The sequence below is a fragment of the Nostocoides sp. genome (genome assembly GCF_037045025.1).
GTDB lineage: Bacteria > Actinomycetota > Actinomycetes > Actinomycetales > Dermatophilaceae > Nostocoides_A.
Genome location: NZ_JBAOHM010000015.1, coordinates 236,452 through 262,179 on the forward strand (window position 1 = coordinate 236,452; position 25,728 = coordinate 262,179).

A 25,728-nucleotide genomic window follows, 5' to 3' on the forward strand; every position below is an offset into this window, starting at 1 on the left:
GGTCCACGCGCCGGACCGGCGGTAGCAACTGCCGGGCGCGCTCGCGCTCAGCGCTCGTCAAGATCGCTCGGGGTGTCCGCGTCGCGCCCGGTAGCCAGGTCACCGCACTCGATCAGCGAGACCTTGGCGTCGGCCAAGAAGTCGCGCGCGCCCCGATCTCCCGAAGCGGCCGTCATCGCCGCCGGCCAGTGGTCTCGGCCGATCAGCACCGGGTGGCCCGGCCGCCCGTCGTATGCCGCCCGCGCCAGCCGGCGCTCCACCGGCGGGCCGTGCGCCGACGGCCCGGCAGCTGTCGCCAGGACCCGGGCGACGACGTCGGGGCCAATGTCGGGGAGGTCGACCAGCAGGACGAGCGCGGCGGCGGGGCTATCGGCGGCTGCGGCTGACCAGCCGGCCTGGAGCGAATCGAGGCCGGCTCGCAGTGAAAACCCCATGCCTCCAGCCCAGCCCGCAGCCTCCACAACAGCCGCGCCGGCAGCCCTGGCGAGTTCCCCGACCTCGTGCGCTGCCGCACCGACAATGACGACGACCTGGGCGCAGCCACCCACGCGCAGCGCGCCGATCCCGCGCTCGACGAGCGTCGGCCCGTCGGGCACCGAGCGGATCAGGGCCTTGGGCCGGCCCATCCGCCGGCCGGCGCCGGCCGCGAGCAGCAGCCCGGCGACCGGCGGCGCGGTGCACTCGGTCGCGTCAATTCCGGGCGCCGCGGGCGAAGGCACCGACCAAAGCGGGCAGGAAGAAGAACAGCCACGACCAGCCCCAGCCGTCGAAGACGAAGCCGCAGATGAAGAACAGCAGCATGGCGATCGTGCCGCTCGCTGCCGTCAGCCCGCCGAGCCAGTTGGTCCGGCCGACGGCCGAGGCGCCGGATTGCCAGCCGGAAGGCGGGGTTCCAACCGGCGGTTGGGCAGGCGATGGCTGGACCACGGGCGGCTGCGCGGCCGGTGGTGGCGCTGACGTGGGCGGCGGAACCTGGATGGGCTGGATGGGGCCTGGCTGCCCATCCTGCGGTCCATGCGTGGCGCCGTAGTCGCCCGGGCTGGCCGGGCCTGCCGGACCGCTCATGTGCCCGAGCCAGCGGGAGGCGGCAGGGGCGGAGGGGGCGGGTAGTTGGACCCGGATCCGGTCGACGGCTGACTCGGCGGCGGCGGGGCGGCGGTGCTGGCGCCGGAGGGATAGGTGGGGGCGCCCCCGGAGTCGCTCGGCTGACCCTGGGGGGTCTGGCCGTAGTTTGGCGGTGGCGGGGCCTGGCCATAGCCCGGTTGCTGGCCGTAACCGGGCTGCTGGCCGTAGCCGGTGCCGTAGGCCGGCGGCGGGCCCCCCACCTGATTGCGCTCCCGACCGGAACGCACCATCTTGACGATCCCGACGATCGTCAAGATCAGCCCGAGCAGGCCGGCGATCGTCGCTCCGCCGAAGCCGAGCGCCACCGGCAGCAGGGTGCCGCCGATCATGCCCTCGACCTTGTCGCCGGTGATGACCTTGGTCGGACCGGCGGCGCAGGAGATCGTGTAGTCTCCGGCACCGGTCGCCTGGAAGACCCCGGCGCTCTCGTAGCGGCGGCCGCTCACAGTCGCGGTGATCTTCTCGGCGTCGGTCGCCGCGAGAGCGCTGCCATCCGGACCGGTGACATCGCAGGACTGGGTCGCCGTGCCGGTTTCCACGTTGAACTCGGAGCCGCTGCCGGCGGCCCCAACGTCGACCATGACCAGTGCCTTTTCGTTGGCATCGAGTGTCAACGTCCCACCCTGGGAGACGGTCTGGGCGGAGTCGGCGACATCCTTGATGTGCTTGACGCCATACCAGGTGCCGATGCCAAAGAGCAGCGGGGCGACCAGCAGCATCAGGACGAGCCCGGTGATGAGCAGGCCCAGCCCGCGCCGTTTCGGTTTCATGATCTCACCCTTTCGTGAAAGCGCCCGCTCCGCATCCCCAGCGGCTGCAGTGCGTCAGCACATAACTTATGCGCCCCGATGACGATAGCGTCGCAGATGTGACTGACAACGACGTCGAGTTCCGGACGGTTATCGAGCCCTTCCGCATCCACTCGGTCGAGCCGCTGCGCATGACGACCACCGCCTACCGGCGCCGGCAAGCGGCTGCCGTCGACTACAACCTCTTCCAACTGCACGCCGACGACGTCCTTATCGACCTGCTCACCGACTCCGGAACCGGGGCCATGAGCCGCGACCAGTGGGCCGCGATCCAACACGGGGACGAGTCCTACGCCGGCTCGCCCAGCTACTTCGTCTTCCGGGACGCCGTCCAGGCCCTCTTTCCCTACCGGCATGTGATTCCGACCCACCAGGGCCGGGCCGCCGAGCGCATCCTCTTCCAGGTCCTGGGCGGGCCGGGGAAGGTCGTCCCCAGCAACACCCACTTCGACACCACACGAGCAAACGTCGAATACACCGGGGCCGAAGCCGTCGACCTGGTCATCGACGAGGGCCACGACCCCCGGGCAGAGCATCCGTTCAAGGGCAACATGGACATCGCCCGGTTGGAGCGCCTGCTCGCCGAGCGCGGAGAGGACGTTCCGGTCGTCATGATGACGATCACCAACAACTCCGGCGGCGGCCAGCCGGTGTCGCTGGAGAACCTTCGGGCCGTGGCCGACGTATGCCGCGCCGCCGGCAAGCCGCTCTTCCTCGACGCCTGCCGGTTCGCCGAGAACGCCTGGTTCATCAAGCAGCGCGAGCCTGGGCAGGCCGAGCGCGGCATACCCGAGATCATCCGCGACATCGCCGCCTGCGCCGACGGCATGACGATGTCGGCCAAGAAGGACTCGATGGGAAATATCGGCGGCTGGCTGGCCCTCGACGACGACGACCTGGCCCAGCGCTGCCGAACCCTGCTCATCCTCACCGAGGGCTTCCCCACCTATGGCGGCCTGGCTGGTCGTGACCTCGAGGCGCTCGCGCAGGGTCTGAAGGAGACGGTCAGCGAGGACTATCTGCGCTACCGGATCCGTTCGACCGCCTATCTCGCCGACGCTCTTGAGCGACTCGGGATCCCGTGCATCCGACCGGCCGGTGGCCACGCCGTCTATATCGACGCGGCCGCCTTGCTCCCCCACATCCCGCCACTGCACTTCCCCGGCCAGGCGTTGGCCGTCGCGCTGTATGAAACCGGCGGTGTCCGCTCGTGCGAGATCGGCTCGGTCATGTTTGGCCGCCACCCGGACGGCAGCGAACAACCGGCGGCCATGGAACTGGTCCGGCTGGCGATCCCGCGGCGCACCTATACCCAAAGTCACATCGACTACGTCATCGAGGTGGCCGAACGCGTCGTCGCGCAGACTGCGGACCTGACGGGCTATCGGATCATCGAGGAACCGCCGACGTTGCGGCATTTCACCGCCCGCTTCGCGCCGATTCGCTGACCGAGTGGTGCTGGGTGCCGGCCGGACGCAGTTAGGGCCCGACCCCCGGGATGGGGTCGGGCCCTAACCTGCTGTTGCGACGCAACGACTACTCTCGTCTGCCGTTGCGCCACTTCCGGTTCACGGAAGCCACCACATCCCGCCATCGCCGTGGCCGTTTCCGGTGCACTCCGGCGCGGTCGAGGTCGGGGTGCATCCGGTCGGGCCGTCGGCGTGCGCCGGCGCGGCCAGGCCGAGGGTCAGGGAGAGGGAAGCGAGCAGGAGGGCGGGGAGTTTGCGCATGGAGGCGTTCCTTCGTGGACGAAATGTCGGGGCTTCCGCATCGATCTGCATCGAGCCGTCTCCAGTCCCCGCCGCGTCTTGCGGGTTCCTTCGACACCATGAATTCAATGCGCTCTTGCGCTCCCCCACAAGGACCTTCGGCTGTCCTTGGTTGGCCAGGAAATGACCCAGTCCGGACACGGCTATCCACCACTGAGGACTGCTGTCTGATCCCGTCGTGCATCGTCAATACAGTTGTCCCCCAGGGGATTAGATCGACTACTACATGCACGGGAAGGCGCCGCCGTTGCCGGAGCGAACCGAGCCGGTGAACAACGCACCAACACCACGCATCCGGCAAATAGCTCAGGGCCCGACCCCCTTGGGGGATCGGGCCCTGAGCTTCGTTGCGCTGCCGGCTATCGCGCGATGGCGTCGGTCCGGGTCACGGGGGCCACCACATCCCGCCGTCGCCGTGACCATTGCCGGTGGTGCACGCCGCTGCGGTCGAGCCGGGCGGGCATCCGACGGGGCCATCGGCGTGGGCCGGAGCGGCCAGGCCGAGGGTGAGGGACAAAGAGGCAAGGAGGAGGGCAGGCAGGCTGCGCATGGCGAGGCGTTCCTTCGTGGACGTTTTCGGTTGGTTCCCGCATCTGTCGCCGGTCCCCACCGCGTCTTGCGGGTTCCGGCGACGCAATGAATTCAATGCGGGATCGTCTCCCGCCACAAGGACCTCCGGATGTCCTTGGTAGGCCACGGATTGGCCCAGTCCGGACACGGGCAGCGATCTCGCTCTCCACTTGTGTGAATCCCGAATACAGTTGGGCGCCAGAGTGTTCGCGGACTCTCGGGGTGATTTGTCTGGCCGGTCCACCCCATCTACGAATCACTTTGGTGAATAACGGATTAACGCATCTTTGGGGGCATCAGGGTGGCCGCCTCGGCGCCGATGACGACCGGCTTGCCGTGGTCCCTGACCGTGATGGCGACGTGCCGTCCTTTGTCGGCTTGGGCGCGACGCAACACCCGCAGCCCCTCCCAGGGAGCCCTTGCTCACCGAGACGGCCGCGATCACGTCTTGGGGTCCCGTTGCGGTGAGCGGGCCATAGACCCGGCGCACGCTCGTCGACGGCTTGACCTTGGTGGTCTTGCGTTGCGCCTGCAACGGTTTGCTCCGGAAGAGCGCCTCCTCGAGTTTGGGGCTGAGCAGCGCCTGGGACAGGCGCGTTCGGTCGTACTTCTTGCCGAAGGCCGCGGCGTAGGCGGTGGCCAGCGCGGCATCCTGGGTCCGGTAGAACGACTTTGCCCCGGCGAGGGTCATGGCTGGCTGGGGTGGTGGCGCCGACTGGGCGGCCGGAGCCGACGACGTCGTATCCCCGACGGTGCACCCGGCGACCAGCGCCGCGCTCGAGACGAGAAGGATCCCCTCTGGCCGCGAGGAACACCAGGCCTTCATCACCGCGACGATCTCCAGTGCCGCCTCGCTCGTCGCGGACAACATCCACGCCCGCTGTGTGTCGATCTTCCAGAACTGGCTCGCCCCGGCCGGCGCGTCCTTTGAACACCTCCACAAACAACTCGTCGCCATCGACGAGATCGGCGAACGCACCCGCGCCGAATACGAACGGCTGCAATCCGATCCCACCCTCTATCAGCGCTGGGGGCCCGAATTCGCCCGCCAGCATGGGCTACTCATCGCCGAGAACGCCTACGCCGTCGCCTTTGCCGGTGTCGGACACCGCTATCCGGGCGTCGACATCTACACCAAAGTGACCGGAGTGCCCTGGGACCTGCCGGGTGAAGTGATCAACGACTGGGCGGACATGCTGCACGCAACAACCCCGCCCGCTTCGAGGGCGGCACCAATGTCTTCATCAACACCGTCGATCCGTGGACGGTCGCGGGCCGGGTCAAGCAAGTCCTCCACGATCTGCGCGAATCCGGCGCCCTGGCCGACATGACGATCGGCTGAGTTCAACAGCGCCGGCCGGCCCGGCACTCGCGAGCAAGCCGTCAGCGTCGCCCCAGCCGCGCCACCGCGGGCAGCAGCGGCTCGACCTGCTGCCAGCGCGCCTCGATGATCGTGGTCAGCCAGTGGGTGCCGGCGGCAACCACATCCTCATCCAGACCCTGGATCGCCGAGACATATGCCGTTCCGGCCGCCGCCGCGGCGGCCGTCGCCTCGAGGAGTTGAGCGGGAGCGGCGGGGGCTGCGGAGAGGAAGAGGCGGCATACGGAATCAATCTGCTCCGCAACCGCGCGCTGGTGATCGACGCGGTGATCCATCTTGGTCGCGAGCGCCGTCAGGCGCGAGAGTCGTTCGGTGCGAGCAGAATCCAGCGCCGCGAGCGCTCCCTCCGCGACAAGCGGACCGAGTTCCGAGGCGGCGAAGAAGGGAGCACGCACCTGGCGATGCCACTCCTGCAGCGCGTCCAGGCTGGCCACATAGGCGAGGTTCTTGGCCACGATGCGGTTGATCGCCCGATATTCGGCCGAGGCCGCGTCTTGGGTCATCGACGGCGGCGGCCCGACGATCGTCAGGCTGTCCTCCCGGATCACGTCACTGCGCAGGATCGAGCCCGCGCCGACCGTCGCGCCATAGGCGACCTGCACCGGCCCGACGGTCCCACCTTGGCCGCCGAGGAAGATGGGCCGCTCCCGCAGCATGACGCCGCGGGGGATGTCGCCGAACAGGCTCGGGGTCGTCTTGTCCCCGGTGGGGGTGAAGTTGAAGTGAATATAGGACGAGCCGACCTCGCTGTGGTCTTTGCGGCTCGTGCCGCCGGCCATCAGGCAGTCGCAGAAGTTGATCAGGCTGCCGAGGGTGACGAAGGGCAGCAGGATCGTCTGTTTGAGCCCGACGCAATGGGCGACACTGGCCTCCTCCTCCAACAGCGTGCCTTCCCGGATGTGGTGGCCCAGACCAAGGCTCGCACCGGCGAGGAAGACCGAGCGGGCGGCATACCCGCCCTTGAGGGCGACTTTGGGCCCGAGCTGGCAGTCCTCGACCGTGACCGGCCCTTCCCGGCCGAGCTCACAGCCGGCGCTGACCACCGTGCTCGCGCCGCGCAGCCGGGTGCCGGCATGCAACACCACGCCGTCTGCGCTGATGCGGTCGGGATCGATGCCGTCGAGGTCGACGCTCTCGGGGCAGCGGATCGTGACGCCCTTGGCCAGCAGGGCAGCGTGCAGCTCGCTCACCGCTCCACCCAATCACAGGCTCGTGGACGAGGACGGCAGCGGCCCCGCGAGGGCGGTCACTGGCCCGGCAAGCGCCGGCAGGTCGCTGAGCCCACGGAGCAGGTCATTCAAGTGAGTGCAGGTGGTCGGACCGAAGAGATCGAGCGAAACAAAGTCCCGCAGGACGCTCAGTGAGCGGCCGACGATTCGCTGGGCGGACGCCGCCCCGAGAGGACACTCGAGGTGGGGAAGCACGTGCGCGGTCACGTCGATGGCGCTGACCCGGCCCGCGGTCGCCTGCAGCCGCACCGAATATTCGTGCAGCACCCGGACAGTGCCGTCGACGTCGGCGAAGGTGTCGCGGAAGTTAACATCGGCCACCAGGGTGTCCGGTCCATCGGGCCGGACGTCGAGCCGGCGGGCGCGGCGCATGGCATGAACTGGGAGATCGGGCTGGGAGTGTGTGCCGATCGGATCGGCGGCGGCCAGATCGGGAGCCGGGGGGTTCCAGTGGGGTGGCGACGCGCCGCCCCGCGCCAGGCGGCGAGCCGCGTCACTATCGCTCGCCCAGCCGATACAGACGTCGAGCCGCCGGCTGGCCGCGGGCGGCGGCGGGGGCACGCCGGCCGCCTTGGCGGCGCGGCGGCGCGCGAACCCGCTGATCACCATCGCGCCGGGGACGTCATCGAGCAGCAGGTGCACCGGCGAGCCGTCGTCATATCCCTGCGGCAGCGCCCGATAGACGGCCGTCCGGAAGCCCGCGCTGACGCTGCGGCCGACCAGGGCGGCCAGCGCGTCACCGCCGGGGTGAGCGCCAACCTCAGCGACGCGCCGCTCGTGATCGACCCGCAGCCGGAGCAGGCCGGTGGCGCTGGCCCGGGTCCGCCCGTCGCGCTGGGTCACCAGATCGCGCGCGCGGCCGGCCAGGACGAGCGTGCCGTCGGGCTGGGGCAGCAGGTCGAGATTGGTCGTGCGCCGCACCGACCCCGGCAGCCGCGGTGGGGTCGTGGTCGTCGGCCCGGCGAGGCCGGGCCGCCCACTGATCGCTGCGGTCACGGGTCGAGTATGGCCTGCGAGTCCCAAATTGCCTGCGCACCGTCCGTCCCCTCGCCCCCGGGATCCGCCGTCGCAATAGCCTGACCACATGACGCCCACAACCGATTCGCTGACCTTCCTGGGAGCGGCTCAGACCGTCACCGGCTCCAAGTTCCTCCTGCAGATCGGCGAGCGCCGGATCCTGATCGACGCCGGGATGTTCCAGGGCGAGAAACAGTGGCGGCTGAAGAACTGGGAGGACTTCCCGGTTCCGGCCGACACGATCAGCGACGTGATCTTGACCCACGCGCACATGGACCACAGCGGCTATCTGCCGGCGCTCGTCAAGAACGGCTTCGCCGGGCCGGTATGGTGCACCGCCGGCACCCGGGACCTCGCGGCGATTGTGCTGCGGGACGCCGGCTTCCTCGCCGAGCGGGAGGCCCGCGACGCCGCGGCGGGGGGCTGGTCGAAGCACAATCCGCCGCTGCCGATCTATACCCCCGAGGATGTCGAGCGGACAATCCCGCTGCTGACCCCGGTCGACTTCGACCGGGAAGCCGACCTCGGCGACGGAATCGGGGTGCTGTTCACCCGCGCCGGCCACATCCTCGGCTCCGCCTCGGTGACCGTGACCACGCCGCTGACGTCGGTGTTGTTCTCCGGCGACCTGGGGCGGCACGACCACCCGGTGCTGCGCCCACGCGACATCCCCCCGGGCGCTCCGGTCGTGCTCGTCGAGTCGACTTATGGCGACCGGGAGCATCCCGAGCCGGTCAACCTTCCGCACGAGGACTTCGCCGACGCCGTCCGGCGCACCGTGCAGCGTGGCGGGTCGGTGCTGGTTCCCGCGTTCGCGATCGACCGCACCGAGGTCGTGCTGCGCACGATCGCGCAACTGCGCGCCGACGGCCGCATCCCGGACATCCCGGTCTATGTCAACTCCCCCATGGCCAGCGCGGGGCTGGAGGTCTACAAACGGGCCGGGGGCGAGTTGCATCCGGACATCGACGTGGGTGGCTTCGCCAAGATGTCCAATGTCCACATCGTCCGCTCGGCCGAGGAGTCGATGGCGCTGACGAGCGGCCGCCGACGGGAGCCGCACATCGTGATCAGTTCGTCCGGCATGGTCAATGGCGGCCGCGTGCTGCACCACCTTGAACGGATGCTGCCCGATGCCCGCAACACGATCATCCTGACCGGATACCAGGGCGCGGGGACCCGGGGGCGGGCGCTGCTGGAGGGCGCGACCCAGCTGAAGATGCACGGCCAGTATGTCCCGGTCCGCGCCGAGATCGTCGCCGACCGGGAGTTCTCGGTGCACGCTGACGCCTCCGACCTGATGGACTGGCTGCGCGCGCTCGATCCCCCGCCCCGGACCGTTTATGTCGTCCACGGCGAGGAGGAGGCCGCCGCGCGCCTGGCCGGGCGGATCCGCGGCGAGCTTGGCCTGCTCGCGGTTGTTCCGTCGTATGCCGAGCGCATCTTGCTCGACGCCCCAGGCGGCGAGGTCGCGCCCGCAGCCACCTCGGTCCCCGCGGCCCCGGTCGCGGCGGCGTCGGTCCCCGCGGCGTCGGCTCCTGCAGAGTCGGTCCCGGCGGCATCGTTGCCGGTCGCCAGCGCGGACCTGGAGGGGGCCACCGTCAACAGCGACTTGACCATCCGGACGCGCTCGGCCGGGGAGATCGTCCTGGAAGGAACGATCACGATCCGGCTGGCCGCAGGGAAGAACCCGGGATGAGCCGCGGTTGCCCCTGACGTGAGCGCCGAACCGATCCCTGCCCCCGACCCCACCCCTGACGCCGCGCCGCGGCGGTTGGAGGCGCCCACGGACCGGCCGCATGTCGTCATCATCGGCTCCGGCTTCGGCGGGCTGTTCGCCGCCCGGGCCCTGGCCGGCGACGACGTCGCTATCACGATGATCGCCGCGACCAGCCACCACCTCTTCCAGCCGCTGCTGTATCAGGTCGCGACCGGCATCCTGTCCCAGGGTGAGATCGCCCCGTCGACGCGGGAGGTGCTCGCCGGGCAACGCAATGTCAGCGTCGTCCTCGGCGAGGTGACCGGGATCGACCTCGACGCACGAACGGTGACGGCCGAGGTTCTCGACGACACCTTCACCACGGCATACGACCAGCTGATCGTCGCCGCGGGCGCGGCGCAGTCGTGGTTCGGCCACGACGAGTTCGCCGAGTTTGCGCCGGGCATGAAGACGATCGACGACGCGCTGGAGCTGCGCGGGCGGATCTTCGGAGCCTATGAACTCGCCGAGGTCGCGGCCCGGGAGGGTCGGACGGAGGACCTGGCGGGCCTTATGACCTTCGTCGTCGTCGGCGCCGGGCCCACCGGGGTCGAGATGGCCGGCCAGTTGGTCGAGCTGTCCAAGCGCACCCTCAAGCACGACTTCCGCTTCATCCATCCGGGGGATGCGCGGATCATCTTGCTCGACGCCGGCAGGGCTGTGCTCGGCAGCTTCCACCCGAGCCTGCAGGCCAAGACCAAGGCGGCACTCGAGGAGTTGGGCGTCCAGGTGCGCCTCGGGGCGATGGTCACCGGCGTCGACGAGACCGGTATCACGGTCACCGAGAAACATCCCGATGGCAGCACGAGCGAGGAACGCATCACGGCGGTCACCAAGGTGTGGGCGGCGGGCGTGGCGGCGAGCCCGCTCGCCAAACAGCTCGCCGGCCAGGTGGGCCTGGACGTCGACCGCTCCGGCCGCATCCCCGTCCAGCCGGATCTGAGCCTGCCTGGCCACCCCGAGGTGCACGTCATCGGAGACATGGCCAGCCTCGACAAGCTTCCGGGTGTGGCGCAGGTCGCCATCCAGGGCGCGCGGCACGCGGCTGCCGAGATCCGGGCGGGCCTGGCGGGCGAACCGACCGGCGCGCGGTTCACCTATCACGACAAGGGCAGCATGGCGACGATCTCGCGGTTCGCGGCGATCGCCGAGATCGGCCGGATCCGGCTGACGGGGTTTATCGCCTGGCTGGCCTGGCTGGCGGTGCACCTGGTTTACATCATTGGCTTTAAGTCCCGGTTGACGACGCTGATCAGCTGGCTGGTCAGCTTTGTCGGCCGCGGCCGGGCCGAGCGGACGATCACCAGCCAGCAGGTCTTCGGGCGGCGGGCGATCCAACGGCTGGGGCGCCTCGACTCCGAGCGCTGACCAGCCGAGCGAATCCGGCGCGCGATGATCGTGTAGGTCTTTGGCTGCCAGGACGACCAAAGACCAACACGATCGGCTCGGAGCGGGGGGCCGGCCGGACTCGACGCGAGGCGAGTGAGCGGCATACGGTCTGGTCGTGCTTGCAGCCGGTGACCTGACCGTCGGCGCCGCGGCCCTGATCGTCCTCGCGGCGTTGATCATCGGCTATTCCAAGACTGCCCTGGGTGGTCTGGCCGCGATCAGCGTGGCGATTTTTGCCGGCCTGCTGCCGGCCAAGCAGTCGACGGCGGCGATCTTGCTGCTGCTGATCGTCGGAGACGTCATCGCGTGCTGGCACTATCGGCGCGACGCCGACTGGGCCTTGGTGTGCCGGCTGTTGCCTGCGGTTGTCGTGGGACTCGTGTTGGGGACCATGTTCTTGCGGGTCGTCGACGACATCGTCCTCAAACGGTCGATCGGGGTGATCATCCTCGTCCTCGTCGGCCTGCAGCTGGGGCTCAAACGGCGCGGGGATGCGGTGGCCGCCGATGCCCACCACCATCCGGCGGCCGCCTGGAGCGCCGGGACCGCGGCCGGGTTCACGACGATGACCGCCAACGCCGCCGGCGCCGTGATGGCGCTCTATCTCTCGGCCGCCGGGATCGACAAGCGCCGGTTCGTCGGCACCAACGCGTGGTTCTTCCTGATCGTCAACCTGACCAAGGTCCCCTTCTCCGTCGGGCTGGGCCTGATGCACTGGACCGACCTCGGCCGAGCCCTGCTCCTCGCACCGGCGATCCTCGCCGGCGCCTGGCTCGGCGCGGCGACGATCAAGCGAATCAGCCAGGCCCACTTCGATGCCGCCGTGCTGCTCGCCTCGGCCCTCGCCGCCGTCATCCTCCTCGCCCGCAGCTGAGCGCTGGGTGGAGCTGCAGCTGGGGGCCGAGGACCTTCTGCAGCCGGGGGCCGAGGACCTTCTGCTAGCAGGCTTTCCTTGCCCCCCAATAGGCTGCACGGTAGTGGGACACCGACTAACGTGCGCTAGGTGCGCGACGCAGCGGCCCGGCCGGGCACATTCGAGCGCCCACATCGACCACTCGCATCGACCACCCGAGGAGTCAGATCATGTCGCACCGCGAGCCCGGGAGCCCGTTGGCGAGGAACCACAGGGTCCTCGTCGACGAGGCGATGGCCACGATCGAGACGATCCCCCTGGACGAGGCGGCCGCGCTGGTCGGCGATCCGGGCGTGCTGCTCGTCGACATCCGTGATCCGCGCGAACTGGAGCGCGAAGGCACCGTGCCCGGCGCCTATCCGGCGCCGCGGGGCATGCTCGAGTTCTGGGTCGATCCCGAAAGCCCCTATTACAGGGCCGCCCTCGACGACGGCCGCAAGCTGGTGCTGTATTGCGGCGGCGGCTGGCGCTCGGCCCTGGCCGCGAAGACGCTGCAGGACATGGGACGCACCGACGTGGCGCACATCGAGGGCGGCTTCTCCGCGTGGCAGCAGGCCGGGCATCCGGTCCAGCCGTACGAGCGCAAACCCCGTGCCTAGGCTGGCAGCCCAGACCCTCACCACAGGCTGGGAACATGAGCCCGCACAATTGCTCAGGTTGCGGCTGCTTGTATTTTCTACCTATCTCTACCGCCACGCCTAGATATGCCGAGATAATCCGATCAATCTGGGTGCAGCCGCGCGCACGCGGGTTCGCGGTCACGCCAACAGCACCTCGTGCCGGACCTCGCCGGCGTCGATCGTGATCAGCAGGGCACCGGTCGTGCCGTCCGCGCGCTCCCACGTCATCGCGTCGTGCGCGATCCCATAGAAGGTGGAGGGCGCGCCGAGGAGGGGAACGCCGGCGGGGCCGGGAGCGGCATACGGCTCATGGGTATGCCCGCTGAGCAGCGCGAGTGGTGGCCGCTCGGCGAGCGCGGCGTGGACGAGACCCTGGTCGGCAAAGACGAACCAGGGATGGGCTGAGCGCGAGCGCACCGGATGGTGACCAACGACGACGACCTGCCGATCGTCCGGAGCGGCGGCGACCACGCGGGCCAGCGGTGCCGCGGTGCCGGCGGTCTCCCCCCGGATCGTCGTGTCGGCTCCGATGAGGAGCACCTCCCCCAGATCCAGCCAGGGATCGCCGAAAACCGTGCGCACCGGGCCCGGATCGTCGTGATTTCCGGGGACCGCCACCACCGGTCCAAGCGGCGCCACCGCCGCGGCAGCGGCCTCGACCGCGCCGAGCGTGCCGTCGTCCGCGATGTCCCCGCTGAGCACGACGGCATCCGGGACGAAGCCGTGGCCGCGCACGGCGCGCAGGACGATGTCCAAACGCTCGGCGGGATCGGGATAGCCCGCCTCGCCGGGCGTGCTGCGCAGATGGGTGTCGCTGATCTGGAGCAGACGCACCGCCATGTCCTGACGATAGGCGTTTTAGCGGGGCACATCGCGAAACCAGGTCAACCGGTCGGCCGGATCCGGTCCGCGGCGCGGCCGCTCCGGCGGCCGACCATCGATGACCGGAGCATGGTGGTCGAGTTCGCTGACCAGCACCGCCTCGCCACCGGTGAGGTCGGGGAGGCGACTGGTTAACGCGCGCAGCCGGGACGTCGCCACGGTCCCGCGCACCTGCACGTGGCCGTCGGCGCCCGCGGATTCGGCGACCACGGCGCCGCAGCGCCCGAGCAGGGCGGCCACCGCGGGGAAGGCCGCCTCGGGCACATCGAGGTCGAATCGCTCGACCGGCTCACAGACGGCGGTCCCCGCCTGGCGCAGGGCGGCGTGCAGCACGACCGGCGCGAGACTGCGGAAATCGGCGGCGACACTCGATATCGCCTTGTTGAACTTCTGGTGCATCGCGCTCTGGCGCGGCCAGTAGTGCGACTCGGTCATCGTGACTCGGATGTCGGTCACCGCCCAGCCATACCGTCCCTGGCGCAGGCCGGCGCGCACGCCCTCCTCGGTGGCCGCGACGAAGTCCGCCGGGAGGTTGCCGCGCTCGATCCCCGGCGAGAACACGATCCCGCGACCGACCGGCAGTGGTTCGACGCGCAACCCGATGCTGGCCAGATAGGGATTGCCGTCCTCGCCGCATCGCTCGACGCCCGCCCCAGAGCCCAGCGGGCGCTCCAGGCAGATCACCGCGGTCTCCCGGAAGCGGGCGACGACGCCGAAGCGTCGGCGCAGGGTCTCTTCGACGACCTCGCGCTGGACCTCCCCGTGCAGATCCACGCTCGCCTCGCCTGCGTGCGGATCGAGGGTCAGCCCGATCAGCGGGTCCTCGTCGGCGAGTTCGGCGAGCGATGCCCACAGGCGCGTGCGTTCACTGGGCTGGTCGGTCTCGACCAGCGCACGCAGGGTGGCCGGTGCGAATCGATGCCGGCGTCGGCCCGGCGGGGTGCCGAAGACATCGCCAATCCGCAGCTCCAGTCCCGACACTGCGGCGATCTCGCCCGCGTCCACGGCGGTCGCGCGGACGACCCCGCCCGGACGGCTGACGGCCAGCTGGGTGACCCGTCCGCCCTCGCGTCCGGGGACCCGCAGTCGATCCCGTATGCCGATCTGCCCGCCCCACAACCGAATCCACGCCCGCCGCTGGCCTGCTTCTCGGTCGACCGCGAACACCGTGCCGGCGGGTGGCTCGCTCCGACCCCAGGGAATCGCCGGCGGGATCAGCCACGGGAGCACCGCGGTCAGCTGCCCAACTCCGGCGCCCGTGATCGCCGAGCCGCACAGCAGCGGCGTCACTCGCCCGGCACGTATGCCGCGCCGCAGGGCCGCCTCGACATCGCCCTCCGTGGGCGCACTTCCCGGCCCGCGAGACACCGCCGCGAACAGTTGCTCGTCGGCGAGCGCCGCCGTGTCCAGCACGTCAGGCACGCACAGGTCCCGTACCCGCACGTCCGCCGCCCGCGACCCTTGCGCGGTGATCTCGCTCAGCACGACGAGGTCACCGGTCAGACGCCGCCGCACCTGCCGCTCGACGCGACCAACGTCGGCGCCCACCCGGTCGATCTTGTTGACGAAGAGCACGGTCGGCACCCCCAGCCGCCGCAGGGCGCGCCACAGGACGACAGTCTGCGCCTGCACCCCCTCGACGGCGGAAAGAACGAGCACCGCGGCGTCCAGGACGGTGAGCGACCGCTCGACTTCGGCGATGAAGTCGGGATGCCCGGGAGTGTCGACGACATTGACGAGGAGGTCGCCGATCGAGAACGACGTCACGGCCGCACGGAACGTGATCCCGCGCCGCGCCTCCAGCTCGAGGCTGTCGGTCTGGGTGGTGCCGTCGTCGACACGCCCGAGCGTGCTGATGGCCCCGGTCAGATAGAGGAGGCGCTCGGTCAGGCTGGTCTTACCGGCATCGACATGCGCGAGCACTCCGAGGTTGAGGATGGACATGGGTCAGCTCCACGGCTAAACGGATGGGGGTCCGGAGCGTGGTGGCTGTCATGCGAGTCCTTCCCTTGGCGGGATGCCGTGCCGGCGGGTGGCTGCCACTGTGACACGCGCCAACCCGGCGCGCGAGCGGTTTTCCCCGGGCGTGGCCGAGGCTGGGCTGGCCTGGCCGTCCTAGCGGAAGTTGGTCAACCTCCCCCTAGGCAGCAAGGTATTGCCTGCCAACCAACTGCTGCTAGCAGAAGTTCCTCGCGCGGGGCAGGATGCCGGGACGTCAGCGACCGGCGATGCGGACCGGGATCCGGCGGGAGCCGAAGTCCTCGGCGTGGGCCGCGAACCGGCCGGGAACGGCATACGCGCACCGGGGGCAGCGCCCCTCGGGGGTCAGCCGATAACGGCGGATCGCGTAGCGGTCGCGCTCGATCAGCGCGGTCCCGCAGGAGGGGCAGGAGGTCACTTCACCCGCCCGGTTGGTCAGATTGCCCGTATAGACGAACCGCAGCCCGACATCACGCGCCAGCCGGCGGGCGCGCACCAACGTCGCCAGCGGAGTCGGCGAGACGTCACGCATCCGGTGATCCGGATGGAAGGCCGAAAGGTGATGCGGCACATCGGGTCCCAGCTCGCGGAGCACCCACTCGAACATCGCGGTCAACTCGGCGTCGGAGTCGTTGTAGCCCGGAATAAGCAGCGTCGTGATCTCGGTCCACACCGAGGTCTCGTGGACCAGATAGGTCAGCGTGTCAAGGACCGGACGCAACCGGGCGCCGGTGACCTTGGCATAGAACTCGTCGGTGAACGCCTTGAGGTCGACGTTGACCGCATCCATCGCGGCAAAGAAGTCCCGGCGCGGCTCGTCGTGGACATACCCCGCCGTCACCGCGACGTTGAGCAGTCCCCGCTCCCGGCACGCGGCGGCGACGTCCACGGCATACTCGGTGAAAATGACCGGGTCGTTGTAGGTGAATGCCACGCTGCGACAACGCCAATCGGCGGCCGCGCGGGCGATGTCGTCGGGCCCCGCAGAGTCCATGAGCCGGTCCATCTCCCGCGACTTCGAGATGTCCCAGTTCTGGCAGAACTTGCAGCCGAGGTTGCACCCGGCCGTGCCGAACGACAGCACGCTGCTGCCCGGATAGAAGTGCGCCAGCGGCTTCTTCTCGATCGGGTCGATACTAAAGCCCGACGACCGGCCATAGGTGGCAAGCACGAGCTGGTCACCTGCACGCATCCGGACGAAGCAGAAGCCACGCTGACCGTCGCGCAGCCGGCAATCGCGCGGGCAGACGTCACACTGGATGCGGCCGTCGTCGAGCCGGTGCCAATAGCGTGCCGGGTGGCCGGCATTCGCTTCGCCTCTCTCGTATGCCGCAAACCCCTGCTCCCCGTTCATGACTCGCCTCCCGCTGGGCTCGGCTCGTGGAACTCGGTGACCGTGTAGCGGCTCAGCTCGAGGTCGTCGCTCCAGAAGTTCTGGGGCAGGCCGGCTTTCACCTTCAAGGACGCCAAAAATGCTCCGGGGTCGGGGAGTTTGTCCCACACCTGCGGCAGATAGGTTGCGCGGTGGCCGCAGCACTCCAGGACCAGCCCGTCAACCCCAGGACGCAGTTGCGCGAGCGCGTCGGTCTCGTCGGCGAACGACATCGGCGAGGCCGGGGACAGCACGGACACCTCGACCGCCAAGGCGGGCATTTCGGGGGCGGTGACCGGCCCGAATCGGCGATCGCGTGTCGCCGCTGCCACCGCGTTGGCGCGGACATCGGCGCCCAGGCTGCGGCGCGGCTCGATGCTGCCGATGCACCCGCGCAACCGGCCGGCATTGGTCAGCGTGACGAAGCAGGCGCCCGGAGCATCCAACCAGTCCTCCTGCGCGGCATCGGTCTTCGCGTTCACGTCCGCGCCCGCAGGTGCGAACGTCCCCGGACCGGCATCCCCACCGACGGCGCCCGCGATCGCATTCCGGGCGAGCGCGAGCAGCACCGGGCCGGCCTCGGGCGGCAGGGTCACTTCCGCCCCGCCCTGTCCGGAGCGGGCCCGCGACCGGCCCGGGGTCCGGCCGGCCGGGCGGCCGAACGCCCCGTCACCCGGTCGCGGACTCCGCGAGCGCCACCGCGGCATAACCCACCACCCTCTCCTTGTCCCCGGCGGTGTCGCCGGAGTTGCACGCACCGAGCAGGGTCGGCGTCATCCCTCGTCGGCGCGCCGCGACGAGCAGCCCGTTGATCGGCGTAGCGCCACACGCCTGCTCGTGGGTCAACGGGCCGTCGAGGGCGAGCACCTGCTCAAGGGTGGCATCGTCGGCCGCCCGAGCAGCGGCATACGGGAGATAGTGGGAGAGGTCGGAGCTGACGATGACGACGGTCTCGGGACCGCCCCACAAGGCGTCGATGACCTCGGCCACCGCCTCGGGATCGGCTCGCCCGACGGCGAGCGGCACGACCTCGATCTCGCGCAGGATGCTCTGCAGGAACGGCAGCTGCACCTCGAGCGCGTGCTCCTGGGCGTGCACGTCACGGCGGTCGACCAGCTGCGGCATTGCCTCGCGCAGCTGGGCGTCGACCGGGGCGACCCGCACCAGCCCGAGCGGGGTCGCCATGGCATCCGCCTCCGGCAGCGCCAGCCCGTCGCAGGCGACCCGGTGGGTCGGGCCGAGGAGCACCACCCGGGTGATCTCGTCGCGGCGGGCCGCCAGCGAGGCATACCCGAGGGCGGCCGTCGAGCCCGAATAGACATATCCCGCGTGTGGCAGAATCCACGCCTTGGCGTCCGACCACGTCGGCTCGAGCCGCCCCTGCGCCCCCTCAAGCAATCCCGCGACGTCGGCCGCGAGCTGCTCGCGTCGACCCGGATAGAACATGCCGGCTACTGCGGCCGGTCGCACCCGCTGCATACCTCCAGTGTGCCTGCACCGGCCGGAGATCACGACCTGGGCCCTCGATTCGGCAACGAGCGAGCGATGATGGCAGGGTGCGCAACAGCTGGTCCGGTCAAAGCCTGCCCCACCCTCCCGGGCGGCGGCGGCTCCACGGCGACATCGAGAAGGACGTCGATCCCCGCACCCCGGTGCAGAACCTGATGCGGCGCCTCGACGGGTTGCCGCCGCTCTTCGAGATCCGCGCCTACCGGGAGCGGTTCGTCTTCGCCGGCGGGGCCGAGCTGTCCGGTCAGGTGTGCGACGACGCCACCTTCGACAAGGCGCTCGCCCCGGCGGTGCGGACACTGCGGACGTTCGCCGCCGACGGGTTGTTCACGGCATACACGCACGAGCGCAATTGGCAGGTCGCCCACGACCTGCTGGTCCCGGCGTTCAGCCGGCCCGCGATGCGCGGCTACCACGAGACGATGAACGCTGTGGCCGACGACTTCGTCGCGAAGTGGAGCGCCGCCGAGGGCCCGGTGGATGTGTCCGGCGACCTGACCCGGATGACGCTGGAGACGATCGGGCGGACGGCGTTCGGCCACAGCTTCGGGACGTTCGCCACCCAGCAGACCGACCCCTATGTCGTGGCCATGGTTGACTCGCTACGGTATGCGCAGCTGGCCGCCGCGTTGTGGACGCTGCCGCTGGGGCCGGTCTTCACCCGTAGGCAGAACCGGCGGACCCGCGATATCCGCGGCCGGCTGGGCGCGATCCCCGACGCGATCATCGCCGAGCGGGTGGCCCTCGGGCCGCGAGAGGTCGGCGAGGACCTCCTCGGCCGGATGCTCTACCACGCGCACGCGCCGACCGGTGCGCGCCTGGACGCCGAGAACATTCGCAGCCAGATCCTCACCTTCTTGACCGCCGGACACGAAACGACCTCGGGCGCTGTGTCATTCGCGCTGTGGTTCCTCACTCGCCACCCGGACGTGCTCGCCCGGGCGCAGGCCGAGACCGAGGAGATCCTCGGCCCCAACCCCGACGCCCGGCCGAGCTTCGAGCAGGTGCCGAAGTTCCGCTACCTGCGCCGGGTTCTGGACGAGACGCTCCGGCTGTGGCCGACGGCGCCCGGCTTCGCCCGCACTCCGCGAGCGCCGACAACCGTGGGCGGCTACGCGATGATGCCCGGCGACTGGTTGATCGTCTTTCTCCCCGGCGTGCATCGCGACCCGGGCGTCTGGGGCCCGTATGCCGATCGCTTCGACCCCGACAACTTCCTCCCCGAGCGAGTGCGCGCCCGGCCGGCGCACGCTTACCGGCCGTTCGGCACCGGGATGCGGGCGTGCATCGGGCGGCAGTTCGCCATTCACGAGGCCGTTTTGGTGCTCGCCCGGCTGGTGCACCGCTTCGAGCTGACCGCCGATGCGGCATACGACCTGGCAGTGACCGAGCGATTGACGCTCATGCCGACCGGGTTCGGACTGACCGTGCGACCTCGGGTGCGGGTCGGCCAGCCCGCGTGATCGCGGGCGCGGAGCAGCCTCAGGATCGGGCCGCACCGCCGGAAGTCCTTCAAACGAAGGACTTACCCCTCCGGGACGGATATGTATTGGATGAGCGCAGGGAGGACGGCGCACACCTCTCGAGAGGCGGACAGAGTGACCGAAACGTCGATCCGACTGACCGCGGTTGACGATCATCCCGTTGTGGTCGAGGGCATCGGAGCAATCCTGGCCCGGATGGCTCCCGATATCGAGTGGCTGGGAGCGGCGTGCTCGTGGAACTCACTGCAACAGCTGCTGGCCAGCTTCGCGGCGCCGCCCGATGTCGTGCTCTTCGACCTGCACCTGCACGACGGCAGCCAGCCCACCGACGGCATCGCCTGGCTGGCAGCCCGCGGCATCCGCTCGGTCGTGCTGACATCGGAGGTCCGCCCAATCCCGATCCGGGAGGCCGTCATGGCCGGTGCCTCCGGGGTGATCCTCAAGTCCGACCCGCAACGCCGGATGGTCGAGGTCATCCGCTCCGCCGCCGGCGGTGATTTCGCGGTCTCGGGCGATCTGGCCTATGTCCTGGTCACCGACGATTCGATGGTGCCGCGGCTGGCGCCCCGCGAGTTGGAGGCGCTCAAGCTCCTGGCCAGCGGTTTGCCGCGCAAGACCATCGGCCGGCGAATGACGCCGCCGGTGCAGATGTCCACGGTCGTGACCTATTTCAACCGGATCTGCGAGAAATACCGCGAGCTGGGGCGCGACGTCCAAACCCCGCAGGAGGCGCTGCGTGCGGCCTCGGCCGACGGCTATCTCGACACTCCGGAGCCGGAACGCGACCTGTGACGGGCTCGCTCAGGCCGGCAGTTCGTCGTCGACGAAGGTGGGTCCGGCCAGCCGCACCGAGAACCACGACAGCGGTATGCCGAATGCCGCCAACACGATAAGGACGAGCGTCCACCCGCCGGTCGCCGCGTGCAGCAGCCCGACGCCGAAGGGCCCGAGCGCGGCGAGGAGATAGCCGATCGGCTGGACGAAGCCGGAGACCTGCGCGGTCACCGCGGGATCTCGCGTGCGGGCGGTCAGCAGCGCCATCGCGGTGGGGAAGGCGAACCCCGAGACACCGAGCAGGACCGCCCACAGCCACGGCAGGGTTGCCGGCGCGAGGAAGAGCCCGAGGTAGCCGGCGATAAGCAGCACCCCGAAGGACGCCATCCACGCGCGCAGGCCGCGGCCGCGCTCGATGATGCTCGGCATGCTCAACGCCCCGAGGAAGCCGATGCCGGTCAGCAGCGCCGTCAGCGAGCCGGCCGCTGCGGCGGACAGGCCGGCGTCGCGATAGATCTGCGGGAGCCAGCCGAACTGCACATACGCCTGCATGGACTGGATCCCGAACATCGCGGTGAGCGCGACCGTCGTGGGTGAGCGGACCAGGCCGAGGTTGGGCTGCGCGAGCGGGCTGCGGTGATCGGCGGGGAGCCGGTGTTCGCGTATGCCGAGCCACAGCCACAGCGGCACGGCGAGCGCCGCGGGTAATCCCCACAGCCCGAGGGCGGGGCGCCATCCGCCGCCGCTGTCGGCTACCGGGGCCGTGAGCAGGGCGGCCGACGCCCCGCCGACCATGAGCCCCGCGCCGAAGACCGTTTGCAGCAACACCTGCTGCGCCGGATGGGACTTGATCCATGCCGGGACGAGGACATTGCCCAAGGCCATCCCACCGAGCGCCAGGGCGCTGAGGACGAGGAAGACGCCGGGATCGCGCGCCAGCGACCGCAGCAGCAGGCCTGCGACCACCGCGACCAGGCCGATCCCGATGCCGAAGGTCGTTCCGACCAGCCGCGCGAGCGTGACGGCGAGCAGCCCGATCACGCCGAAGCACAACCCCGGCAGCCCGGTCAGGGCGCCGGCCAGCCCCTCAGACATGCCCAGGCCGTCCTGGAGTTCCGCCAGCACCGGCCCCGGTGACGTTGCCCCCGGGCGCAGGTTGACGGCGACCAGCACGATCGCGATCAGAGCGAAACTTCGGCGCACCCGACCGAGCCTACGGGCGTGCCGCGGCCCGAGCTGAGCACCGGCGCACGACCCGCGTAGTCGCATGCCCGGCAAAGGCGTGCCCTCAACCTCACCAATTTGCAGGTCTTCCCCCGTTGGAAGAGGTCACGAAACAGCCCTTTCGGCTTCCTCCTGAGGCACATGGGATGCCCAACCCATCGATGTGTTGGCCAACCCATTGACAATTCTTTGGCACGGTTTTCCTCAATCTTTTAACACCCCAATACGGGTGGATCAACCCATTCCCAAAGACATCCTCGAGATGGAGAGTGGAAACACCAACAAGGAACTCACTCGGGGAGGTGAATGAAATGGAGTGGATCGGCTGGATCGTGCGCTTCTGACGTTTGTGAGCGGCAAACCTGCAGGTCAAGGGCGGGGAGGGCGACCTCCCCGCCCTTCGTCATGCCCATCTCGGAAGCCCCGCACGACTCCCCGGCCAACTCCTGGGTTGATCAACCCATGGCGCAAGTGAGGCATCGTTGACAATTCGCGATGGGTTGCTCAACCCATAGCCGGGACCTGTTCTTCGCTTCGCGCGGTTGCATTCTTGAACACATGGGTTGACCAACCCATAGAGACATTCCGTTCACGGGTTGGCCCACCCATTCCGCTATTCTTCGTAACGGGTAATGCTTCCCGCCATGAGCATGGCAAGGACCAATAGGTTCGGGGGCACCTCGGTGGCCGGGCCAATTCCGGACAGATACCGCGCGATCCCGGTCGCCGCGGTCACCCCAGGCCGGCGCGACCGTCACTTCGCCGGCCGGCGCGGGTTGCGGGCACCAGCCCAACCCGGCCCGCTCGGTGACCGCGGACAGATCCCGCGAGTTCCCGGAAACGCCAGCATGTCTGCCCTTGACCTGACAAGCCACGCCCACCATGCTCACTACCAGCCCCATGCTCGTCGCCACGCGAGGTGGTTCCACGCTCAGGCCAGGCGACAAGCGGATCTAGAATTGACGAATCAAGAACGAAGGAGGTGGACCCAATGCAGTGGGTTGGCTGGCACATTGGAGTCTGATCTAGATCAATAGAGGCGCGCGCGCCTAATCGCGGTGGGGGCTGGATTTCTTCCAGCCCCCATCCTGGTCGTAGCGGGCTTACTTGGCCGAGACCCACCGCCAGGCGATGCCATAGCTCAGGCCGATCTGCAGGCTCTCGAACTCCAGCACGACATCGGGGTTCTCCCGCGGATCGATGAGGGCGCCCGTTGGCGAGTCGTCCCAGGACTGACCCTGCAGGACGCCCCTTAGCTGCCAGGCGAGTTCGGCGGCCGGCGGCGTGCCGAAGTGCGTGGTCGACGTCATCCGTCGGCAGGGGCGATAGGGCGTGAAGAAGGACCGCGGCATCAACCACTCGCGGGATGGGACCGTGACCTCCACCTCGATGGTCTGCGGAATGCCCACCCGCGTCGGCTCCGCCAGCGCAATGTCGTACGTCCAGCTGTTACGCCCCTGTTGGTCGAGCCGCGTGAGTTCCCCGCCCTCGGTGACTCGAATGGTCGGCTCCGGGCCGGTGTCAACCGAGCGGGGCATGAGGAACTGCTCCCGCACGGCGGATACTCCGGCGAGGGTGGGAGTGACGAGTTTGCGACCGCGAAGCACCGGCCGGTGAGTTCGCAGGTCAGTGAGCGAATCGAACTCCTCGATGAACCACGCGCTGCCCATCTCTACGGGGCGCTGCGAGCCGCGCGCAAGGACCGTAGCCACTCCAGTGTTGGCTTCCGTCAGCCGGCGTCGCACCGTGCGGACATCCCGGTCGACCTCCTTGCCTGCGCGGGTCAGCCGGTCGCCGAGAAGAGGCTCGGAGGCCGTCAATCCGGAGGCGATCAAAAAGATGCTCTGCAGGTCGTCGGGCAGCGTGCTCGCCGAGGCCCGCATCGAGGCCACGACGCGGTCGCGGGCCTCCACGGTTCCGACGGAGATGTCGAGGTGCAGGGCGGCCCGCAGCCTCGGGCCGATGGGCAAGGACGTGCGGCGCAGCCCGCGGCCACGATGCAGGTCGGCAATCTCCCCGGCGAGTTCCAAAACGTCATCCACCTGCACATTTTCCTGCGGACAGGCAACGCTCTCCAAGCGGTCGCGCAGGAGATCTACACCTCGTTTCGCCCGCTGTCAGGTCCCTCCTTTGGAGGACATCGCCGCCGGCGGGCGGACCGGGAGAATTGGCGGTGACTCCCCATCAGATCCGAGGACTCCGGAGGCGAACGGCCCCATGGGCTTTTGCACGCAGTGCGGCTACCGGTTCACCGCGCCGGCCAACTTCTGCCCGCGCTGCGGCGCCCCCAATGTGACCCCACCGAGCGTGCCAGAAAGCACCCAGCCGGGGCAGGCCACCGGAGTCGAGGCCAGCGAAGTGGAGGAGCGCACGGTGGTGCGCTCCGACATCATCCCCTCACTCCCGCCGACCCCTCCGCCTGGGCAACCGGACGCAGCCCCACCCGCCCCACCTGCGCCGTATGCCGCGCCTGGGTTCCAGCCGCCCTATCCCCCGTCCCAGCCGCAGACCTACGCTGCGGCGCCCCCGCCGACCCAGCCTCTGCCGGGAACGCCACCGGTTGGCTACCCTCCCTTCCCCACTGGCGCAGCGGCACCACCCGCCGCGAGCGCTCCCTTCGCCTGGACCTCTGCCACCATTCGGGCCGCGGTGGGGATCGGCGCACTCACGCTCAGCTGGGCTCTCGACTGGTCATCCCACCACCAGGGCGTCTACCGCCTGGCGATTCTGGCCGTCCTGGTGGCCATCGTCGGCGGCTGTTTCGCCCTCATCCCGGCTCTGCGGACGGCCGTGCCCAATGCGACGACCATCGGGCTGCTTACTCTCGCTCCGCTCGGCGCGCTCGCGGTTTATACCCTGCTGCGCAGTCTCATTCCGAGTTCGGGCGGCGGTATGGAGGCTCGGGACGCGCCGGGGGCGGGCATGGCTCTCGCGGCGGTCGGGGCCGTCTTGATCACCCAGGCCCTGCTGACCGGTGCGCCCGCGGCGTTGGGCGTGCTGTGGAAGCACGTCTGCATCGGCCTGCTCTGCGCCGCTAGCCTGTGGGGGCTGGTCGGCGCCGTCGACGTGTTCCGCGGCACCCTCACCGGGCTCGACAGCCTCGTGCTGTTCGGGTTCGTGCTGCTCGTGACCGTCATCGTCATCCTCCTGACGCCCCTCTACTTCGCCCTGCAGATCGCCCGGGACCGCTCGCCGGACTGGGCGGCCGGCATGATCCTGGTCCTCGCGTTGGTCGCCGGCTACGTCATTGTCGCAGTCTCCGAGGGGACCGGACCGGGTGACGTGGGCGGCGCGCTGACGTTGTTCTATCTCGGGATGGCCGCCGGCTCGGCTGATCCGGTGGCAGCCCGGATGCGGCCCGCGCTGGTCGGCGCCGACCGCTGGATCCAAGCCGTCGCCGGGGTTCTCGGGCTCTGCGCGGTGGGACTCGGCCTGTCGACCCTCGTCACTCTCGGCGCCTTGAGCGAGTCCAAGGGCAGCCTGATCTTGGGCATCGTCGTTTCCCTCGCCGGCACGATTGGGGCGATCGTCTGCCGGCAGTTGCTGGTGGGCCATGCCCCGATGGCGCGAGTGGCGACCATTGGCTGGGCCGGCGCGCTGACCCTGATCGCCACGATCGTGCAGATCGCCTCCGACAACGCCCACCTGATCGCCGGCATCTACACCCGCGAATACGTCCTGACGATGCTGCCGAGCATCCTGCTGCCACTCTCGATCGTGTTGGCGCTGACCGTTCCCCCATCGGTGCGCGCCCTCGGGCCGCTGCTTCCGGGCCAGCGCGGCCCTGGTCAGCGCGGCTGATCGGCGCATCATTCCTGGGGGGGCCAACGAGGAACTTCTGCTAGCAGCAGTTAGTCGAGGTCCCCATACCTTGCAACCTATTGGGGGGCAAGGAAACTCTGCTAGCAGGAGTTCCTTGGCC

23 protein-coding genes and 1 pseudogene are annotated in these 25,728 nt (G+C 69.6%); 9 read left to right on the forward strand and 15 right to left on the reverse strand.

Annotation, left to right across the window (positions count from 1 at the left end; translation table 11 throughout):
• Positions 1-47 precede the first annotated feature (47 nt).
• The 3 genes from V9G19_RS20265 to V9G19_RS20275 are packed head-to-tail and all read right to left on the reverse strand — an operon-like array spanning position 48 to position 1,895.
• Positions 48-719: a nucleotidyltransferase family protein gene (locus tag V9G19_RS20265; RefSeq protein ID WP_462287217.1), complete on the reverse strand. Its 672-nt coding sequence runs from the start codon at positions 717-719 to the stop codon at positions 48-50.
• A complete protein-coding gene (locus V9G19_RS20270; protein WP_462287218.1) occupies positions 691-1,065 on the reverse strand; it encodes a hypothetical protein in 375 nt (124 codons plus the stop codon). The genes V9G19_RS20265 and V9G19_RS20270 overlap by 29 nt, the downstream gene beginning before the upstream one ends.
• The gene (locus V9G19_RS20275) at positions 1,062-1,895 is read right to left on the reverse strand and encodes a hypothetical protein (protein WP_462287219.1); all 834 of its coding nucleotides are present in this window, start codon (positions 1,893-1,895) and stop codon (positions 1,062-1,064) included. The genes V9G19_RS20270 and V9G19_RS20275 overlap by 4 nt, the downstream gene beginning before the upstream one ends.
• Before the next feature lie 98 nt (positions 1,896-1,993).
• On the opposite strand from V9G19_RS20275, the gene V9G19_RS20280 reads away from it, so the two are divergent.
• The gene (locus tag V9G19_RS20280) at positions 1,994-3,382 is read left to right on the forward strand and encodes a tryptophanase (protein WP_462287220.1); all 1,389 of its coding nucleotides are present in this window, start codon (positions 1,994-1,996) and stop codon (positions 3,380-3,382) included.
• A gap of 120 nt (positions 3,383-3,502) precedes the next feature.
• Here V9G19_RS20280 and V9G19_RS20285 read toward each other — a convergent pair whose 3' ends face one another.
• The 3 genes from V9G19_RS20285 to V9G19_RS20295 all read right to left on the reverse strand — a co-directional run bounded on the left by V9G19_RS20285 (position 3,503) and on the right by V9G19_RS20295 (position 4,964).
• Entirely contained in the window at positions 3,503-3,664 is a 162-nt protein-coding gene (locus tag V9G19_RS20285; protein ID WP_462287221.1) for a hypothetical protein, read from the reverse strand.
• Between the two features lie 424 nt (positions 3,665-4,088).
• Positions 4,089-4,253, reverse strand: coding sequence for a hypothetical protein (locus tag V9G19_RS20290; protein ID WP_462287222.1), 165 nt, complete (start codon positions 4,251-4,253; stop codon positions 4,089-4,091).
• Between the two features lie 276 nt (positions 4,254-4,529).
• On the reverse strand, positions 4,530-4,964 hold the full coding sequence (locus V9G19_RS20295) for a hypothetical protein (protein WP_462287223.1): 435 nt from the start codon (positions 4,962-4,964) through the stop codon (positions 4,530-4,532).
• On the opposite strand from V9G19_RS20295, the pseudogene V9G19_RS20300 reads away from it, so the two are divergent.
• A pseudogene (locus V9G19_RS20300) lies at positions 4,963-5,615 on the forward strand (DUF4921 family protein). The gene V9G19_RS20295 and the pseudogene V9G19_RS20300 overlap by 2 nt on opposite strands.
• Positions 5,616-5,656: 41 nt before the next feature.
• Here V9G19_RS20300 and V9G19_RS20305 read toward each other — a convergent pair.
• Positions 5,657-6,844: a UDP-N-acetylglucosamine pyrophosphorylase gene (locus V9G19_RS20305; RefSeq protein ID WP_462287224.1), complete on the reverse strand. Its 1,188-nt coding sequence runs from the start codon at positions 6,842-6,844 to the stop codon at positions 5,657-5,659.
• Between the two features lie 12 nt (positions 6,845-6,856).
• Positions 6,857-7,879, reverse strand: coding sequence for a DUF2889 domain-containing protein (locus V9G19_RS20310; protein WP_462287225.1), 1,023 nt, complete (start codon positions 7,877-7,879; stop codon positions 6,857-6,859).
• Between the two features lie 88 nt (positions 7,880-7,967).
• Here V9G19_RS20310 and V9G19_RS20315 point away from each other — a divergent pair, with 88 nt between their 5' ends.
• The 4 genes from V9G19_RS20315 (at position 7,968) to V9G19_RS20330 (ending at position 12,560) form a co-directional block, all read left to right on the forward strand.
• On the forward strand, positions 7,968-9,599 hold the full coding sequence (locus V9G19_RS20315) for an MBL fold metallo-hydrolase RNA specificity domain-containing protein (protein ID WP_462287226.1): 1,632 nt from the start codon (positions 7,968-7,970) through the stop codon (positions 9,597-9,599).
• A gap of 75 nt (positions 9,600-9,674) precedes the next feature.
• Positions 9,675-11,027 (forward strand): NAD(P)/FAD-dependent oxidoreductase, encoded by a 1,353-nt coding sequence (locus V9G19_RS20320; protein WP_462287608.1) that lies wholly within the window; start codon positions 9,675-9,677, stop codon positions 11,025-11,027.
• Between the two features lie 136 nt (positions 11,028-11,163).
• Positions 11,164-11,922 (forward strand): sulfite exporter TauE/SafE family protein, encoded by a 759-nt coding sequence (locus tag V9G19_RS20325; RefSeq protein ID WP_462287227.1) that lies wholly within the window; start codon positions 11,164-11,166, stop codon positions 11,920-11,922.
• Positions 11,923-12,131: 209 nt separating this feature from the next.
• Positions 12,132-12,560, forward strand: coding sequence for a rhodanese-like domain-containing protein (locus V9G19_RS20330; RefSeq protein WP_462287228.1), 429 nt, complete (start codon positions 12,132-12,134; stop codon positions 12,558-12,560).
• A gap of 159 nt (positions 12,561-12,719) precedes the next feature.
• On the opposite strand, the gene V9G19_RS20335 is transcribed toward V9G19_RS20330, so the two are convergent.
• From V9G19_RS20335 to amrB, 5 genes are all read right to left on the reverse strand, one after another.
• Positions 12,720-13,421: a metallophosphoesterase family protein gene (locus V9G19_RS20335; protein ID WP_462287229.1), complete on the reverse strand. Its 702-nt coding sequence runs from the start codon at positions 13,419-13,421 to the stop codon at positions 12,720-12,722.
• An 18-nt stretch (positions 13,422-13,439) separates the two neighbouring features.
• A complete protein-coding gene (locus V9G19_RS20340; RefSeq protein WP_462287230.1) occupies positions 13,440-15,407 on the reverse strand; it encodes a GTP-binding protein in 1,968 nt (655 codons plus the stop codon).
• 271 nt (positions 15,408-15,678) lie between these two features.
• Positions 15,679-16,797 carry an AmmeMemoRadiSam system radical SAM enzyme gene (gene amrS / locus V9G19_RS20345; RefSeq protein WP_462287231.1) on the reverse strand — a complete coding sequence of 373 codons (1,119 nt, stop codon included), beginning with the start codon at positions 16,795-16,797 and terminating at the stop codon, positions 15,679-15,681.
• Positions 16,794-17,411 carry an AmmeMemoRadiSam system protein A gene (gene amrA / locus V9G19_RS20350; protein WP_462287232.1) on the reverse strand — a complete coding sequence of 206 codons (618 nt, stop codon included), beginning with the start codon at positions 17,409-17,411 and terminating at the stop codon, positions 16,794-16,796. The genes amrS and amrA overlap by 4 nt, the downstream gene beginning before the upstream one ends.
• Before the next feature lie 73 nt (positions 17,412-17,484).
• Positions 17,485-18,294, reverse strand: coding sequence for an AmmeMemoRadiSam system protein B (gene amrB / locus V9G19_RS20355; RefSeq protein ID WP_462287233.1), 810 nt, complete (start codon positions 18,292-18,294; stop codon positions 17,485-17,487).
• Positions 18,295-18,371: 77 nt separating this feature from the next.
• On the opposite strand from amrB, the gene V9G19_RS20360 reads away from it, so the two are divergent.
• Positions 18,372-19,787, forward strand: coding sequence for a cytochrome P450 (locus V9G19_RS20360; protein WP_462287234.1), 1,416 nt, complete (start codon positions 18,372-18,374; stop codon positions 19,785-19,787).
• A 135-nt stretch (positions 19,788-19,922) separates the two neighbouring features.
• Positions 19,923-20,600: a hypothetical protein gene (locus tag V9G19_RS20365; RefSeq protein WP_462287235.1), complete on the forward strand. Its 678-nt coding sequence runs from the start codon at positions 19,923-19,925 to the stop codon at positions 20,598-20,600.
• A gap of 9 nt (positions 20,601-20,609) precedes the next feature.
• On the opposite strand, the gene V9G19_RS20370 is transcribed toward V9G19_RS20365, so the two are convergent.
• Positions 20,610-21,785 (reverse strand): MFS transporter, encoded by a 1,176-nt coding sequence (locus tag V9G19_RS20370; RefSeq protein ID WP_462287236.1) that lies wholly within the window; start codon positions 21,783-21,785, stop codon positions 20,610-20,612.
• A gap of 1,124 nt (positions 21,786-22,909) precedes the next feature.
• Complete coding sequence (locus V9G19_RS20375) at positions 22,910-23,848, reverse strand: hypothetical protein (protein WP_462287237.1); 939 nt, start codon at positions 23,846-23,848, stop codon at positions 22,910-22,912.
• Positions 23,849-24,023: 175 nt separating this feature from the next.
• Here V9G19_RS20375 and V9G19_RS20380 point away from each other — a divergent pair, with 175 nt between their 5' ends.
• A complete protein-coding gene (locus V9G19_RS20380; protein ID WP_462287238.1) occupies positions 24,024-25,607 on the forward strand; it encodes a zinc ribbon domain-containing protein in 1,584 nt (527 codons plus the stop codon).
• The last annotated feature ends 121 nt before the right edge of the window (positions 25,608-25,728 follow it).

Bases quoted from the DNA above. Each gene is read 5' to 3' on its own strand.
- V9G19_RS20380 (WP_462287238.1), top strand. From the start codon at position 24,024: ATGGGCTTTTGCACGCAGTGCGGCTACCGGTTCACCGCGCCGGCCAAC.
- amrS (WP_462287231.1), bottom strand. From the start codon at position 16,797: ATGAACGGGGAGCAGGGGTTTGCGGCATACGAGAGAGGCGAAGCGAAT.
- V9G19_RS20285 (WP_462287221.1), bottom strand. From the start codon at position 3,664: ATGCGCAAACTCCCCGCCCTCCTGCTCGCTTCCCTCTCCCTGACCCTC.
- V9G19_RS20340 (WP_462287230.1), bottom strand. From the start codon at position 15,407: ATGTCCATCCTCAACCTCGGAGTGCTCGCGCATGTCGATGCCGGTAAG.
- V9G19_RS20270 (WP_462287218.1), bottom strand. From the start codon at position 1,065: ATGAGCGGTCCGGCAGGCCCGGCCAGCCCGGGCGACTACGGCGCCACG.
- V9G19_RS20295 (WP_462287223.1), bottom strand. From the start codon at position 4,964: ATGACCCTCGCCGGGGCAAAGTCGTTCTACCGGACCCAGGATGCCGCG.
- V9G19_RS20290 (WP_462287222.1), bottom strand. From the start codon at position 4,253: ATGCGCAGCCTGCCTGCCCTCCTCCTTGCCTCTTTGTCCCTCACCCTC.
- V9G19_RS20330 (WP_462287228.1), top strand. From the start codon at position 12,132: ATGTCGCACCGCGAGCCCGGGAGCCCGTTGGCGAGGAACCACAGGGTC.
- V9G19_RS20275 (WP_462287219.1), bottom strand. From the start codon at position 1,895: ATGAAACCGAAACGGCGCGGGCTGGGCCTGCTCATCACCGGGCTCGTC.
- amrB (WP_462287233.1), bottom strand. From the start codon at position 18,294: ATGCAGCGGGTGCGACCGGCCGCAGTAGCCGGCATGTTCTATCCGGGT.
- V9G19_RS20335 (WP_462287229.1), bottom strand. From the start codon at position 13,421: ATGGCGGTGCGTCTGCTCCAGATCAGCGACACCCATCTGCGCAGCACG.
- V9G19_RS20315 (WP_462287226.1), top strand. From the start codon at position 7,968: ATGACGCCCACAACCGATTCGCTGACCTTCCTGGGAGCGGCTCAGACC.